General features: G+C 34.4%; 16 protein-coding genes. 15 read left to right on the top strand and 1 reads right to left on the bottom strand.

The genetic code is table 11. The annotated features are described in order from the left end of the window. Position 1: 1 nt before the first annotated feature. From rpe to spoVM, 3 genes are all read left to right on the top strand, one after another. Positions 2-646 (top strand): ribulose-phosphate 3-epimerase, encoded by a 645-nt coding sequence (gene rpe, locus ACFCYN_RS10425; protein WP_375949162.1) that lies wholly within the window; start codon positions 2-4, stop codon positions 644-646. A gap of 73 nt (positions 647-719) precedes the next feature. Then, positions 720-1361: a thiamine diphosphokinase gene (locus ACFCYN_RS10420; protein WP_375949160.1), complete on the top strand. Its 642-nt coding sequence runs from the start codon at positions 720-722 to the stop codon at positions 1359-1361. 95 nt (positions 1362-1456) lie between these two features. Continuing rightward, positions 1457-1540: a stage V sporulation protein SpoVM gene (gene spoVM, locus ACFCYN_RS10415; RefSeq protein ID WP_098117521.1), complete on the top strand. Its 84-nt coding sequence runs from the start codon at positions 1457-1459 to the stop codon at positions 1538-1540. A 91-nt stretch (positions 1541-1631) separates the two neighbouring features. On the opposite strand, the gene rpmB is transcribed toward spoVM, so the two are convergent. Further along, positions 1632-1820: a 50S ribosomal protein L28 gene (gene rpmB / locus ACFCYN_RS10410; RefSeq protein WP_025568947.1), complete on the bottom strand. Its 189-nt coding sequence runs from the start codon at positions 1818-1820 to the stop codon at positions 1632-1634. Between the two features lie 338 nt (positions 1821-2158). Here rpmB and ACFCYN_RS10405 point away from each other — a divergent pair, with 338 nt between their 5' ends. The 12 genes from ACFCYN_RS10405 to smc all read left to right on the top strand — a co-directional run bounded on the left by ACFCYN_RS10405 (position 2159) and on the right by smc (position 16469). Beyond that, a complete protein-coding gene (locus ACFCYN_RS10405; protein ID WP_088069388.1) occupies positions 2159-2521 on the top strand; it encodes an Asp23/Gls24 family envelope stress response protein in 363 nt (120 codons plus the stop codon). 22 nt (positions 2522-2543) lie between these two features. Beyond that, the gene (locus tag ACFCYN_RS10400) at positions 2544-4232 is read left to right on the top strand and encodes a DAK2 domain-containing protein (protein WP_375949157.1); all 1689 of its coding nucleotides are present in this window, start codon (positions 2544-2546) and stop codon (positions 4230-4232) included. 298 nt (positions 4233-4530) lie between these two features. After that, entirely contained in the window at positions 4531-5193 is a 663-nt protein-coding gene (gene sdaAB, locus ACFCYN_RS10395; protein ID WP_375949155.1) for an L-serine ammonia-lyase, iron-sulfur-dependent subunit beta, read from the top strand. A gap of 16 nt (positions 5194-5209) precedes the next feature. Beyond that, positions 5210-6091: an L-serine ammonia-lyase, iron-sulfur-dependent, subunit alpha gene (gene sdaAA, locus ACFCYN_RS10390; RefSeq protein ID WP_172445255.1), complete on the top strand. Its 882-nt coding sequence runs from the start codon at positions 5210-5212 to the stop codon at positions 6089-6091. After that, positions 6091-8139, top strand: a complete 2049-nt coding sequence (gene recG / locus ACFCYN_RS10385; RefSeq protein WP_172445254.1) for an ATP-dependent DNA helicase RecG — start codon at positions 6091-6093, stop codon at positions 8137-8139. Before sdaAA ends, recG begins: the two co-directional genes overlap by 1 nt. A gap of 103 nt (positions 8140-8242) precedes the next feature. Beyond that, complete coding sequence (gene fapR, locus ACFCYN_RS10380; protein ID WP_172445253.1) at positions 8243-8809, top strand: transcription factor FapR; 567 nt, start codon at positions 8243-8245, stop codon at positions 8807-8809. Between the two features lie 13 nt (positions 8810-8822). Further along, positions 8823-9818: a phosphate acyltransferase PlsX gene (gene plsX, locus ACFCYN_RS10375; RefSeq protein ID WP_375949152.1), complete on the top strand. Its 996-nt coding sequence runs from the start codon at positions 8823-8825 to the stop codon at positions 9816-9818. A 13-nt stretch (positions 9819-9831) separates the two neighbouring features. Next, positions 9832-10782 carry an ACP S-malonyltransferase gene (gene fabD, locus ACFCYN_RS10370; protein WP_172445251.1) on the top strand — a complete coding sequence of 317 codons (951 nt, stop codon included), beginning with the start codon at positions 9832-9834 and terminating at the stop codon, positions 10780-10782. Then, on the top strand, positions 10776-11519 hold the full coding sequence (fabG, locus tag ACFCYN_RS10365; protein WP_098117506.1) for a 3-oxoacyl-[acyl-carrier-protein] reductase: 744 nt from the start codon (positions 10776-10778) through the stop codon (positions 11517-11519). Before fabD ends, fabG begins: the two co-directional genes overlap by 7 nt. Positions 11520-11586: 67 nt before the next feature. Next, the gene (acpP, locus tag ACFCYN_RS10360; protein WP_025568936.1) at positions 11587-11820 is read left to right on the top strand and encodes an acyl carrier protein; all 234 of its coding nucleotides are present in this window, start codon (positions 11587-11589) and stop codon (positions 11818-11820) included. A 95-nt stretch (positions 11821-11915) separates the two neighbouring features. Beyond that, positions 11916-12659: a ribonuclease III gene (rnc, locus tag ACFCYN_RS10355; RefSeq protein ID WP_098171312.1), complete on the top strand. Its 744-nt coding sequence runs from the start codon at positions 11916-11918 to the stop codon at positions 12657-12659. Between the two features lie 237 nt (positions 12660-12896). Then, positions 12897-16469: a chromosome segregation protein SMC gene (smc, locus tag ACFCYN_RS10350; RefSeq protein WP_375949148.1), complete on the top strand. Its 3573-nt coding sequence runs from the start codon at positions 12897-12899 to the stop codon at positions 16467-16469. The last annotated feature ends 9 nt before the right edge of the window (positions 16470-16478 follow it).

The raw sequence follows: 16478 nt of genomic DNA, 5'->3' as shown, positions 1-16478 counted from the left end.
CATGGTTAAAATTGCACCGTCAATTCTATCAGCAAATTTTGCTAAATTAGGAGAAGAAATCTTAGATGTAGAACGTGGAGGAGCAGATTTAATTCACGTCGATGTTATGGATGGTCATTTTGTACCTAATATTACGATTGGACCACTAATTGTAGAAGCGATTAGACCAATAACGAAGCTTCCACTTGATGTACACTTAATGATCGAAAAACCTGATCAATACATAGAGCAATTTGTAAAAGCAGGAGCGGATATTATTACTGTTCACGTTGAAGCATGTACTCATTTACACCGTACGATTCAAAATATTAAATCATTCGGTATAAAAGCAGGAGTTGTTCTTAATCCAGCTACGCCTGTTTCAACAATTGAACATATTATTGATGATATCGATATGGTCCTTTTAATGACGGTTAATCCTGGCTTTGGAGGACAGAAATTTATTCACTCAGTTGTTCCTAAAATCAAGCAAGTTGCTAATTTGATTAAAGAGCGTAATTTATCTGTTGATATTGAAATAGACGGTGGTGTAGATGAGCATACAGCTATTCTGTGCAAAGAAGCAGGTGCTACAGTTTTAGTTGCTGGCTCAGCCGTATATAATAAAGAAAACAGAAAAGAAGCAATAGAAAAAATTAGAGGTTAATATTAAATAATCTAAATATGAAACAAAAAATGCAATCGATTCGATTGCATTTTTTTTAAAGGTGGAAATTAAGTTGATAATACATATAGTTGGTGCAGGACCAAAAACGAATACAATTACAAATCTACCGCAAAATGACGAGAATTCAATGGTAATTGGAGTGGATAATGGAGCCCATTATATAATTGAAGAAGGGCTGATTCCAGAAGCAATATTTGGTGATTTCGATTCTTTAATTGATGAAAATTTAGAAAAGATAAAAAGACTTGTACCAAATGTATTTATTTACCCTCCTGAAAAAGATGAAACAGATCTAGAACTTGCCATTCAATGGGCAATTAAGCAAAATCCTGAAAAAATAATCATTCATTGTGTAACCGGTAAACGTTTAGATCACGAATTTGGAAGTATAACTTTATTAATAAAGTTTATGAATTCGGAGGTTCCCATTATGATTGTTGATGAATATAACGAGATATATGTGATAAATGAAGGAACGCATCTAATTAATAAACAGAAACAGTTTAAATATGTATCATTTTTTTCATTAGGTACTTCAGTAGAAAATTTAACGCTAAAAGGCTTTAAATACCCCCTTACTAATCATTTATTGGAAATTGGTTCATCGTTATGTGTGAGCAATGAGTTAGTGGAGGGTGTAGGGTCTATTTCCTTTACAAAAGGCATAGCTTTAGTAGTGAGGAGCAAAGATTAAAAATTTTCATGTCATAGTTTTTGCTAATAGCAAGTAGAATGTAATAGGATTAATCTTTTCCTTAAAAATGCTAGAAAGCTTGTAGGAGGGAAAGCATGAGATTTTATACGATTAAATTACCTAAATTTCTTGGCGGACTTGTTCGCGCCATGCTGAGTACATTTAAAAAAGAAGGATAGTTGAAGTAGGGGTTTTTGGTTAGTTGCAATAGGAATCATAAAAAAGTAAAAAAGCATAGCGGTTCGCTATGCTTTTTAGTACGTTAATAAATTAAACGCGCTCAATTTTACCTGATTTTAATGCTCTCGCTGAAACGTAAACACGCTTTGGTTTACCGTTTACTAAAATACGAACTTTTTGAAGGTTAGCACCCCAAGTACGTTTTGAAGCATTCATAGCGTGAGAGCGACTGTTACCAGAACGAGATTTTCTTCCTGTGATTACACAAACACGAGCCATCTATTTCCCTCCTTACAAAAACCGGAATAACATTTCAATGATTATTTTCATTAAGAAATACTACTATAATTTATCACACCGCTCTACTTAATGCAACAGTTATTGGTAAGTTGTTCAAGAAAAAAACCTTGACATTGAATTGTATGGTATACTAAATATTAAGAGGGACCTTAAAAGAAATTCATAAAAAATTGTATTTTCTATAATTAACCATGAATATTATTAAAAAGCTAATAATAAAAGTGAGTCAATAGAATTATTTTGGAAAAAGGTATACAATAATAAGTAAGTAGTATAACTAACTATACATGGATTATCCAAATGAGGGGGACCAAATTATGTCATTAGAAATGAAAACGCAATATGGAACAATCGAGATTGGTACAGATGTAATCGCTACAATTGCTGGTGGAGCTGCCATTGATTGTTACGGTATTGTTGGAATGGCTTCTAAGAAACAAATTAAGGATGGTCTTACTGAAATCCTAAAAAAAGAAAACTTTACAAAAGGTGTTATTGTTCGCCAAATTGGTGAAGACGTTAATATCGATATGTACATAATTGTAAGCTATGGTACAAAGATTTCAGAAGTTGCTAATAACGTACAAAATAAAGTGAAGTATACGCTTGATCAAACATTAGGCTTGTCTGTTGACTCAGTCAATATTTTTGTTCAAGGTGTGAAAGTAGCAAACCTGTAAGACGCATTAAGGAGGAGAATTTGTGTCGATAAAACGTATTGACGGTAAATTATTTGCAGATATGGTTATTCAAGGTGCAAATAACTTAACGAAAAATGTAAAATTTGTAGATTCATTAAATGTATTTCCTGTACCTGATGGTGACACTGGAACAAATATGAATCTTTCGATTACTTCTGGTTCAAAAGAAGTAAAAGAAAAACCGAATCATCATGTAGGAAAAGTTGGACAAAGCTTTGCAAAAGGCTTACTAATGGGAGCGCGTGGAAATTCTGGTGTTATCCTGTCTCAATTATTTAGAGGTTTTTCTAAATCAATCGAAGCTAAGGATACAATTTCAACAGCTGATTTTGCGCAAGCTTTAGAAGCGGGTGTAGAGACTGCTTATAAGGCTGTTATGAAGCCTATTGAAGGTACAATCTTAACAGTTGCAAGAGAAACGGCTAAAAAAGCGGTTGTAATTGCTAAAACACATGAAGAGTTTATTCCATTTCTTGAGGAAACAATTGTTGAAGCAAAAGCATCATTAAATCGTACTCCAGATTTATTACCTGTATTAAAACAAGTTGGTGTAGTTGATAGTGGTGGTCAAGGTTTAGTCCTTGTATATGAAGGATTCTTAGCATCTTTAAAAGGTGAAGAAATTTCTTTAGAAGGTGCTGAAGCGACACTTTCACTAGAGGAACTTGTGGAAGCAGAACATCGTAATGTACAAAGTATGTTAAATACTGAGGACATTGTCTATGGCTACTGTACTGAATTTATGGTGCGTTTTGAAAAAGATAAATTAAAAAAACAACCGTTTGACATTGATACTTTCCGTAAAGAGTTAAGTGCATGGGGGGATTCGCTATTAGTAGTTGCGGATGATGAAATTGTAAAAGTTCATATTCACGCTGAATACCCTGGTGAAGTTTTTAATTTAGGTCAACGATTTGGAAGCTTTTTGAAATTAAAAGCAGAGAATATGCGCGAACAACATACTAGCTTACTACATGAAGAGGTTTCAAATGAGTCTCCTTCTAAAAATGAGTCTATCCAAACTACTGAGCAACAAGAATTTGGGGTTGTAACTGTAGCAATGGGTTCAGGCATTAAAGCATTATTTGAAAGCATTGGAGCAACTGTTGTGATCGAGGGCGGTCAAACAATGAACCCAAGTACAGAAGATATTGTAAAAGCGATCGAACAGTGTAATGCCAAAAACGTCATTGTCCTTCCTAATAACGGGAATATAGTGATGGCTGCTGAACAAGCTGCGTCAGTCGCAGAATGTAATGTAGCTGTTGTGACGAGTAAATCAGTGCCTCAAGGAATGACTGCGTTATTATCATTTAATCCAACAGCATCATTAGATGAAAATAAAGTTGGGATGCAAGAAGCATTAAAAACAGTTAAAACAGGTCAAATAACATATGCTGTTAGAGATACTGAAATTGATGGTGTGGAAATAACGAAGGATCATTTCATGGGGATTCTTGAAAGTAAGATTGTAACAACTGACGCGAATCAATTTGAGGCTGCAAAGAAATTATTGCAAGATATGATTGATGAAGAGTCTGAAATATTAACGATTTTATACGGTCAAGATGTTTCTGAAGAAGAAATTTCAAAATTAGTTGAATTTGCTGAAGAAAGCTTTGATCATTTAGAAATCGAAGTTCATAATGGAAATCAACCATTGTATTCATATATTTTTTCAATCGAATAAAATAAATTAAAAAAAGGGTAGAGAAATCTGTGAAATTTCTCTACACTTTTTTTGTAAGTGAAGTATAAAATGGCAAATTATATAATAACCCAAGGAAGAAATGAAGAGACACTTCTTTTTTTTTGCACATTATTTAACGACTAATGTAAAATAACGTAGAACTCTGTAGAAATTCGTATTACACTATAAGGTGGACATTGTTTTGTCTTTAATACCAATTTTTTATATAAATGAATTGTTAATACGTAAGAAAAACTAAATTAAACACGCTTTTAATTAACGTAATGGGGGAAACGTGATGAAATATAAAAGTGTTTTTGACATTATTGGTCCAATTATGATTGGTCCATCAAGTTCACATACAGCTGGAGCGGCTAAAATTGGTCGTGTAGCGAGAAATCTTTACGGAAAAGAACCAAAGAAGGTTTTAATTTCATTATATGGTTCTTTTGCTAAAACTTATCGAGGACATGGGACAGATGTTGCACTAGTCGGTGGATTATTAGACTTTGATACATTTGATGAGCGTATTCCAGAGTCATTAAAAATTGCTAATGGAAATGGAATGTCTGTGGATTTCGTTGAGGAAGATGCAGTTACTGAACATCCAAATACAGTAAAAATTACAATACTAGATGACGAACAACCATTTGAATTAGTAGGAATTTCAATTGGTGGTGGAAAAATTGAAATTATTGAGTTGAATGGATTTGAACTTAAGCTTTCGGGGAATTACCCTGCCATACTTGTTGTTCATAATGATCGCTTCGGTTCAATTGCAGGTGTAACAAATGTACTGATGAAGTATTCTGTGAATATTGGGCATATGGAAGTTTCACGTAAAGAAGTAGGACAAATAGCATTAATGGCAATCGAAGTTGACCAAGACTTAGATGAAAAAGTAATTCAAGAAATAGAATCTTTACCACATATCATTCGCGTTACGAAAATGGTTGATTAAGGAGAGGGGGATAATAATGTTTAAAAATGTTGCAGAATTAGTAGAATTAGCTGAATCAAAAAATGTAAAAGTTTCAGAAATAATGATCCAACAAGAGATGCTTTTTACTGGGAGAAGTCGTGAAGAAATTATCGCGAAAATGGATCAAAACCTTGTAGTTATGGAAAAGGCAGTTGAAAGAGGGTTAGCAGGTGTTCATTCGCCAACAGGATTAACTGGTGGAGATGCTGTATTACTTCAAAATTATATTGCCAAAGGAAATTCCCTTTCGGGTACTCTACTTTTAGATGCCGTAAGTAAAGCAGTTGCGACAAATGAAGTAAATGCTGCAATGGGTACAATTTGTGCGACTCCTACAGCAGGGTCTGCTGGGGTAGTGCCAGGTACACTTTTTGCAGTAAAAAATAAATTAAACCCTACTCGAATGCAAATGATCGAATTCTTATTTGCCTCTGGAGCATTCGGTTTTGTTGTAGCTAATAATGCGTCTATTTCAGGTGCTGCAGGTGGTTGTCAAGCCGAAGTAGGATCTGCTAGTGGTATGGCTGCAGCAGCGATTGTAGAAATGGCTGGAGGCTCTCCAAGTCAAAGTGCTCAAGCATTTGCTATTACATTAAAGAATATGCTTGGTTTAGTTTGTGACCCAGTTGCAGGGTTAGTAGAGGTTCCTTGCGTTAAGCGAAATGCAATGGGTGCTGCAAATGCAATGGTAGCTGCAGATATGGCTTTAGCTGGTATTACAAGTCGTATTCCATGCGATGAAGTAATTGATGCTATGTATCGAATTGGACAAACAATGCCATCTGCTCTAAGAGAAACTGCAGAAGGAGGACTAGCGGCAACGCCAACAGGACGAGAATTAGAAGCAAAGATATTTGGTGTTTCGCTAAAAAAATAGTGAGTATTGAATTAGAACAAAAAGTATCTATATTAAGTGGTGTTGGTGAGGAAACGGAAATACAGCTAAACGATATGGGTATTTTTACAATAAATGACTTAATCGAGTATTTACCATATCGATATGAGGATTATCGAAATAAAGAGTTATCAGAAGTAAAACATGAAGAGCGCGTGACAGTTGAAGGGATTGTTCATAGCGCTCCTCTTCTTCAATATTTTGGTAAGAACAAATCACGTTTAACATTTCGAGTTTTAGTAGATCGTTACTTAATTACTGTTATTTGTTTTAATCGACCTTATTTTAAAACGAAATTAAATTTAAATGAACATGTAACGATTACTGGTAAATGGGATCAACATAAACAATCTATTACTTTATCTGAGCTTGTTTTTGGTGCTCGTACGAATAGCCATGAAATTGAACCTGTCTATTCAATTAAAGGGAAAATGTCTGTCAAAACAATGAGGAAATTTGTTGACCAGTCATTTAAAAAGTTTGGACATTTAATAAATGATTTAATACCAACGGAATTAATTCATAATTATAAACTATTGAATCGTTCAGAAACGATGAGATTGCTTCACCATCCGATCGATGCAAATAGTTTAAAACAAGCTAGAAGAAGTTTTGTTTATGAAGAGTTTTTTCTATTTCAGTTGAAAATGCAAGCCCTTCGAAAAATTCAGCGCAATCAGTCTAAAGGCATTCCAAAAGTATTAAAAAATGACAAAATTCAACAACTAATCCAATCCCTACCATTTCCTCTGACATCAGCTCAAAATAGAGTTGTACAAGAAATATTCAACGATTTAGAAAGTCCGTATCGCATGAATCGCTTATTACAAGGTGATGTTGGTTCCGGAAAAACTGTTGTCGCTACCATTGCTTTATATGCATGTACACTTGATGGCTATCAAGGGGCATTAATGGTACCTACAGAAATTTTAGCTGAACAACATTTTGAATCGTTATCAAAAATGCTACAGCATACAGATATGAAAGTTGAACTTCTTACTAGTTCAGTAAAAGGAAAAAAGCGTCGTGAGATTCTTGAAAGATTAAAAAACGGAGACGTTCATATATTAGTCGGTACGCATGCTTTAATTCAAGATGAAGTTCAATTTAATAAATTAGGGATTGTCATAACAGATGAGCAACATCGATTTGGTGTTGGTCAACGAAGAGTGTTAAGAGAAAAAGGTTATTTCCCTGATGTTTTATTTATGACAGCGACTCCGATCCCTAGAACTTTAGCGATCACTGCTTTTGGAGAAATGGATGTTTCGATTATTGACGAATATCCGGCTGGACGTAAGAAAATAGAAACGTATTGGGTTAAACAGGAAATGTTTGATCGTGTTTTAGATTTTATAGGCAAAGAGATCAAAAACGGGAGACAAGCATACTTGATTTGTCCACTTATTGAAGAATCTGAAAAACTAGATCTTCAAAATGCATTAGATTTGCATAGTGTACTATCATTCCATTATAAAAATATGGCAAAGGTAGGATTAATGCATGGGAAGCTCTCCTCTTCTGAAAAAGATGAAGTAATGAAGGATTTTGCAGCAAATGAAGTTCAAATTTTAGTATCAACTACGGTTGTAGAAGTAGGGGTAAATGTTCCTAATGCAACTGTAATGGTTATTTATGATGCTGATCGATTTGGACTTTCACAATTACATCAGTTAAGAGGGCGAGTTGGACGTGGTTCTGAGCAGTCGTATTGTGTTTTAGTGGGAGATCCAAAAAGTGAAGTAGGGAAAGAAAGACTAACAATCATGACGGAAACAAATGATGGGTTTGAGCTAAGCGAAAAGGATTTAGAGCTTAGAGGACCAGGAGATTTCTTTGGAAAACAACAAAGTGGAGTACCTGAATTTAAAATGGCTGATATGGTACATGATTATCGTGCTCTAGAGGTTGCAAGAAATGATGCTACATTATTAGTTAATTCAGATGTTTTTTGGGAAGCTAATAAATATCAAGCGTTAAGAACGTACTTAGAACGAACGGGAATATTTGATTCAGAAAAATTAGATTAGTACTAGGTATTAAAAGTTTGTCAAAAAACTATTGTAATACATGGATTTTTAATATAAAATGTATTTAATACCTGGTCACAAATTAGTAGTAGAGGTATGTAATATGAGAAGAAATAAAAAAGATCGTCATGAATTGTTAAAAAAAATTATAAAAGAAAATCCGTTTATTACAGATGAAGATTTAGCTAGTCAATTATCTGTGAGCATACAAACTATTCGTCTTGATCGTCTTGAATTATCGATTCCTGAGCTAAGAGAACGTATCAAAAATGTTGCCACTCAGCAATTGGAAGATGTAAAATCACTACCTGTAGATGAAATAATCGGTGAAGTGATTGATATCCATTTAAACGAAAGTGCGATTTCGATATTTGATGTGAAGGAAGAGCATACTTTTAGTAGGAATGGTATTGCACGTGGTCATCACCTATTTGCACAAGCTAATTCTTTAGCTGTTGCAGTTATTCATGATGATTTAGCACTAACTGCTAAGTCAAATTTTGTTTTTATTAAACCAGTAAAGACAAATGATCGAGTAATTGCTAAGGCGAAGGTTTTACCGCAAACAGGAGATCCGAGGCGTACAACAGTTGATATCAATGGCTACGTTGAAAAAGAGCATGTATTCCAAGGCTTATTTGAAATGTATCACCGAAGTATTGAAGAATAGGAAGTGAATGAAGATGAAGTTAGCAATCGATGCAATGGGTGGCGATCATGCCCCAAAAGCAATCGTTGAAGGTGCGATGCTTGCAGTTGAAAAATTAAATGATATACATATAACTTTGATTGGTGATGAATCAAAAATAAAACCATTCTTAACCAATAATAAAAATATAACAATTATCCATACAGATGAAGTGATTGAAGGTACTGAGGAGCCAGTTAGAGCAGTTAGAAGAAAGAAAAATGCTTCAATGGTTTTAATGGCAAATCAAGTAAAAGAAAGCAATGCTGATGCATGTATTTCCGCGGGAAATACTGGAGCTTTAATGACTGCAGGACTTTTAGTTGTTGGTCGAATGGAAGGTGTAGAAAGACCTGCCCTTTCACCTACAATGCCTACTTTAGACGGCAAAGGCTTTGTTTTCCTTGATGTTGGAGCAAATGTCGATGCAAAAGCAAATCACTTACTTCAATATGCGATAATGGGATCTATCTATGCCCAAAAAGTAAGAGGGATTAATAATCCAACTGTTGGCTTATTAAATGTCGGTACTGAAGATAAAAAAGGAAATGAACTGACTAAACAAACATTTCAGTTACTAAAAGAATCTAATCTGAATTTTATTGGAAATGTTGAAGCAAGGGACTTAATGAACTCAGTTGCAGATGTTGTTGTTACTGATGGATATACTGGAAATGTAGCCTTAAAAGCGATTGAAGGTACCGCGCTTGCAATGTTTTCGTTAATAAAAGATGCGATGCTTACTAACTTCACATCAAAGCTTGCAGCAGCTATATTAAAACCAAACTTAAAAGGCGTAAAAAAGAAAATGGATTACGCTGAATATGGTGGAGCAGCATTATTTGGCTTAAAATCACCTGTTATTAAAGCGCATGGTAGTTCTGATGCTTTAGGTATTTTTAGTGCAATTAAGCAAACTAAAACGATGGTTGAACATGATGTGATAAAACAAGTAAGTGATCACATGGAGAAAATCGAATCAAAAGCATAAGGGGGTCACTCCATTGGGTAAAGTGGCGTTTATTTTTCCTGGACAAGGATCACAAAAAGTAGGAATGGGTAAAGATCTAGCTGAAAGCTATAATGAGTGTGGGGCAATATTTGAATCTGCTAATGAACAATTAGGGTTCAGCCTTTCTAATATTATTTTCAATGGGACAGATGAAGAGTTAACTGCTACATATCATGCACAACCTGCAATTTTAACTACTTCAATTGCAATGCTTGAGAAAATAAAAGAAGCTGGCATTAAACCAGACTTCGTTGCTGGACATAGTTTAGGTGAATTTACTGCACTTGTAGCGGCAGACGCGATCTCTTTTGAAGATGGTGTTAAATTAGTTCATAAGCGTGGTCAATTAATGGAGAAAGCTGTACCAGTAGGTCAAGGTGCTATGGCAGCGGTATTATTTTTAGCTCCAGAAAAGATTGAAGAAGTTGTTTCTGAAGTAAATAAAAATGGTCACTCTGTAGGAATTGCGAATTATAACTCTCCAACACAAGTTGTTATTACTGGAGATGCAGAAGGCGTTCAAATCGCTTCTGGCTTACTTAAAGAAGCTGGAGCAAAACGTGTACTACCATTAAAGGTAAGTGGACCTTTCCATTCATCATTAATGAAACCTGCAAGTGAAGATTTCCAAAATGAACTTGGTAAAATAAATGTTAATGACTGTGTAACTCCATTAATTTCAAATGTTACTGCGAACGTTGTGACAGATGCAAATGAAATTAAAGAATTATTAGTTAATCAATTATACTCACCAGTTAAATGGAATCAATCAATTCAAGAATTAGTTAACCAAGGTGTTGATACATTTGTTGAGATTGGTCCTGGTAAGGTTTTAACTGGATTAGTAAAAGCAATCTCTCCATCATCTAAATTAGTAAATGTTTATGATGTTGAAACATTAAACCAGTTTTTAAATGAGTGGGAGGAAATAAAATCATGCTAAATGGTAAAGTTGCTTTAGTAACTGGTGGATCTAGAGGTATTGGACGAGCAATCGCCTTATCTTTAGCAAAAAATGGTGCAAATGTAGTTGTTAACTATTCTGGTAATGAGGCTGCTGCTCTTAAAGTTGTAGAGGAAATTACAGCTCTTGGAGTAAAAGCGATTGCATATAAAGCAAATGTATCAAATAGTGAAGAAGTTGCAGCATTAGTAAAAAATACTGTTGATGAATTCGGAAGTATTGATATACTAGTAAACAATGCAGGTATTACTAGAGACGGTCTTTTATTACGTATGAAAGATGCTGATTGGGACGATGTAATTGACACGAACCTAAAAGGTGTATTCAACTGTATTAAAGCAGCAGCGAAGTTTATGACTCGTCAACGTAATGGCCGTATCATTAATATTAGTTCAGTTGTAGGCCAAATTGGTAATCCTGGACAAATGAACTATGTAGCAGCTAAAGCTGGTGTATTAGGCTTAACAAAAACGGCTGCAAAAGAATTAGCTTCAAGAAATATTACAGTTAATGCAATCGCACCTGGTTTTATTGAAACTGATATGACAAATGAATTAAATGAGCAAGTTAGAACACAAATGTTATCTAATATTCCATTGCAATCATTTGGACAACCAGAAGATATCGCACATGCAGTAGTATTCTTAGCAATGGATGCTAGTAGATACATTACAGGACAAACAATTAATGTTGATGGCGGACTTGTAATGATTTAGTTTGGCGTTTGCCTAAATTTTATGTATAATGCTTAAGTAGACAATCTTTGGGGGGAGGTGAATAATAATGCAAGACGTATTAGAGCGTGTATCAAAGATTATTGTTGACCGTTTAGGTGTAGAAGAATCTGAGATCCAAATTACAAGTCGTTTCAAAGAAGACTTAGACGCAGACTCATTAGATGTTGTTGAATTAGTAATGCAATTAGAAGATGAGTTTGAATTAGAAATTTCAGACGAAGATGCTGAAAAAATCGTCACAGTTGGTGATGTTGTGAACTACATAGAGAGCAACATGTAATGAGAAAAGTCCCGTATTTTATGCGGGACTTCTCATCATTTTCTTAACTAGTAGGTTTAGCAGCATATCAAACTGTTTTTTAGTTGGAGGTAAATATGCCGCATTCAAGAAGAGTAAGAGAATTTAAACTATCTGATCATGAAAAAGAGAATTTTGTAAAATTCCAAAAGCAAATTAACATTATGTTTAATAATGAAGGCTTGCTTATTCAAGCGTTTACACATTCATCCTATGTGAATGAGCATCGTAAAAAACCATATGAAGATAATGAGAGATTAGAATATTTAGGGGATGCTGTTTTAGAACTTACAGTTTCACAATATTTATTCCAAAAATATGACACAATGAGTGAAGGCGAGTTAACAAAGTTACGCGCCGCAATCGTTTGTGAACCATCGTTAGTAAAATTTGCGAACGAATTAGATTTTGGTCGATTTATTTTACTTGGTCGCGGTGAAGAAATGACAGGTGGTCGGACACGTCCGGCACTTCTAGCAGATGTTTTTGAAGCATTCATTGGATCATTATATTTAGATCAAGGACTACAAACAGTTATTAACTTCTTATCACTTCATATATTCCCAAAAATAAACGATGGTGCTTTTTCGCATGTGATGGATTTTAAAAGTCAATTACAAGAGTTTGTTCAAAGAGATTCTACAGGTTCAATCGAGTATAAAATACTACAAGAAAAAGGACCTGCTCATAACCGCGAATTTGTTTCTAAAGTATTATTAAATGGAGAAACATTAGGAATTGGTAGTGGAAGATCTAAAAAAGAAGCTGAGCAACAGGCAGCTAAAGAAGCATTAATAAAACTAAAAGAGTCAAGTAAATAGATTTCTTAAAATCTAGTAGAAGCATGCCAAATAAACGATAAAACTTGGTTTTTAGATTGATTGCAAGCGCTTGACATATAAATGCATGAAGTCTTTCGAGGAGCGAAAGTTATCTTTAATGGTAATCGCGCACCGTAAAAGACGGCGAAGCATTGATGAGCGTTTGGCGGGCAATCTGCTCCCCCTTTTATGGGGGAGTTTTTGTGTATATAATTAAATCAAAAAGGGGGAATTCAGTTGTTCCTCAAACGACTAGATATAATTGGATTTAAATCATTCGCTCAGCGAGTTACGATAGATTTTGTAAAAGGTGTTACTGCAGTAGTAGGACCAAACGGAAGTGGTAAAAGTAATATTACAGATGCAATCAGATGGGTTCTAGGTGAGCAGTCTGTTAAATCATTGCGCGGAGCAAAAATGGAAGATATCATTTTTGCTGGCAGCGAAGGAAGAAAGCCTTTAAATTATGCAGAGGTTACGCTCACATTAGATAATGAAGATCAGCAATTACCACTTGAATATAGTGAAGTAAGTGTAACAAGACGAGTTTACCGTTCGGGTGATAGTGATTTTTATATTAATAAACAATCATGTCGATTAAAAGATATTGTTGATTTATTTATGGATTCTGGACTAGGGAGAGAAGCGTTCTCTATTATCTCTCAAGGAAAGGTCGAAGAAATTTTAAGTAGTAAGCCGGAAGATCGAAGAGGGATTTTTGAAGAAGCGGCTGGCGTTTTAAAGTATAAAACTCGAAAGAAAAAAGCTGAAGCGAAATTATTTGAAACACAAGAAAATTTAAATCGTGTGGATGATATTTTATTTGAATTAGGTTCTCAAATAGAACCACTACGTATGCAGGCTTCAATTGCAAAAGAATACATAGAACATAGAGATGAGTTAGAGAAGGTTGAAGCTGCTCTATTAGTATACGAAATAGAATTGCTCCATCAAAAATGGGAAGAGTTAAAAAAAGAAATTGCACAAAATTCTGATATCGAAATCTCATTATCGACGGAGATTTCAATAGATGAATCAAAGCAACATGAATTACAAGACAAATTAACTGCATTAGATGAGTCGATTGATCAATTGCAACAAGTCTTATTAACCGTAACGAAAAACTTGGAAAAATATGAAGGTCAGAAAGAGTTAATGAAGGAACGAAAAAGAAATACTTCGACTCAATCTGAACAATTAAGAAAACAAGTAGATGAAGTTACTGAACAAATTAACGTGACTAAAATATTAATCGAAACTGAAAAAGCACAAGAAAAATTATCTCGTCAAAATGTAAATAAAACTAAAACGAGTATTGTTGACATTCAAAATGAAATTATTTCCTATGAGGGAGATATTGAAGAACAAATCGAACTGATTAAATCAGATTATATCGAACTCTTAAATAATCAAGCATCGATTAAAAATGAAAAAACAATGCTCGAAAAACAAAGTCAACAATTCTCTGTAAAATCGAGTCGATTAGATGTAGAAAATGAAAAATACATTCGTCAAAGAGAAGAATTACAACATAGAAAAACAGAATTGCTTAATGAGAAACAACAAGTTGATCTTAATTTTCAAGCATTAAATGAAAAATTTGAAGCTTCAACTATTCAACTTCAGGAAACTACTGGATTATTAAAGGAAAAAGAAGAATTATTATCTAAAGCTTATCAATTTATTCAACAAACTAAATCACGTAAAGAAACTCTAGAAGAACTTCAAGAAGACTTTGCTGGGTTTAATCAAGGCGTTAAAGAAATTTTAAAAGCAAGAGGCACGAGACTAGAGGGTATTAAAGGTGCAATTGCTGAACTTATTTCAACGAATAAACAATATGAAACCGCGATTGAAATTGCGCTAGGTGCCGCTACACAACAAATTGTTGTACAAAATGATGAGCATGCTAGAAGAGCAATTCAATTTTTAAAGCAGCAACGACTTGGTCGAGCTACGTTCCTACCAATGAATATTGTGAAAGCTCGTTCTGTGCCATCAAATCTAATTGATAGCTTAAAAAGAAATCCTTCTTTCATCGGCGTTGCTTCATCGCTAGTTAGTTATTCAAATGAATATGAACAAGTAGTTCAAAATTTACTTGGGACTGTTTTAATAGCTCAAGATTTAAAGAGTGCCAATGAACTTGCTAAGCTCGTTGGTCATCGTTATCGCTTTGTCACGCTTGAAGGTGATGTTGTCAATCCTGGTGGTGCTATGACCGGTGGTGCAGTACGAACAACAAATGCCTCACTTATTGGAAGACAAAGAGAGTTAGAGGAAATAACGATTAAGCTTGATGATATGCAGGAAAAGACTACTTCAGTAGAACGTGAAGTCCAAACACTTAAAGCGTTGTATCAAGAAAAAACTACTGAAGCGCAAAGTTTAAATGGTGAAATGCATTCAGTTAAGCAAGTAATTGATTCGATTATGGAACAATTAAAAAGCATCGAATTTCAAGAAAAAAATATTAATGATGCATTAGCAATCTATGATTTAGAAATGGGTAGCTCAGCAAGTGATTTAATAAAGGTAAAAGATCGTCTCGGGGAATTAGCAACATTAGAAGCTAATATAAAACAAGAGATTATTACCAAAGAACAGAAGATTAATGAATTAACTGAACGAAAACTAAATCAAAAAGAAATAAAAGATGAATTACAATCAAAGTTAACAAGTTTTAAAATTTCTCTCGCACAGGAAGAACAAAAATTAAGTTATAGTATCGAACGAATTCGTCAATTTGAAGAAAATGCGTTAAAACAAAAGCAGGTTCTTGAAGAAACAAGGGACAAAATTATTTTCTTATCAAGCGAACTTATGACAAATGAAAATGGTAAGGAAGAATTAGAGAAAATAATTTCTGAAACTCGAAATGAATTTTCAAAAACAACTGAAATCATTTCGAAACGTCGAGAGCAACGAATTGCTTATCAAACAGAGTTAGAAGACTATGTTCAGTCTTTACGCGAAAAGCAACGTCAATATAAATCACTTTCTGATTTGTTAAAACAACAAGAAGTAAATAGTAATCGACTTGACGTTGAATTAGAAAACCGCCTGCAACAACTGAATGTTACGTATATGACGACATATGAAGCGGCAAAAGTAAAATATACATTAGAAATGACAGTTGATGAGGCAAGTAAGCGAGTAAAACTTTTAAAACGTTCAATCGAAGAACTAGGTTCTGTCAATATCGGTGCAATTGATGAGTATGAACGTGTTTCTGAGCGTCATGATTTTCTACAAGAACAAAGAACTGACCTAAACGAAGCTAAAACTACACTTTACAATGTAATCAGTGAAATGGATGAAGAAATGACGAAGCGCTTTGAATCAAGTTTTTCCGCAATTCGTGAAAAATTCCAAGTCGTCTTTACACAGCTATTTGGTGGAGGTCGAGCGGATTTAATACTGACGGATGCAGAAAACTTATTAATAACAGGTGTTGATATAGTCGCACAGCCACCAGGTAAAAAGCTTCAAAATTTAAGTCTTTTATCTGGCGGTGAGAGGGCACTTACGGCAATCGCATTATTGTTTGCCATTTTACAAGTTCGTCCAGTACCTTTCTGTGTACTAGATGAGGTTGAAGCTGCACTAGACGAAGCCAATGTAGCTCGATTTGCAAAATTCCTAAAATACTTTAGTGAACAAACGCAGTTTATTGTCATAACACATCGTAAAGGAACAATGGAAGAGTGTGATGTGCTATACGGAGTAACAATGCAAGAATACGGTGTTTCAACACTTGTATCTGTCCGTTTAGATGAAGGAGAAGCATTACTATCGAATGGTAATTAGAAAGGATTG

Source organism: Gottfriedia sp. NPDC056225 (assembly GCF_042267765.1).
In the GTDB taxonomy this organism is placed as follows: domain Bacteria; phylum Bacillota; class Bacilli; order Bacillales; family Bacillaceae_G; genus Gottfriedia.
This window is presented reverse-complemented; position numbering and strand designations above follow the sequence as displayed.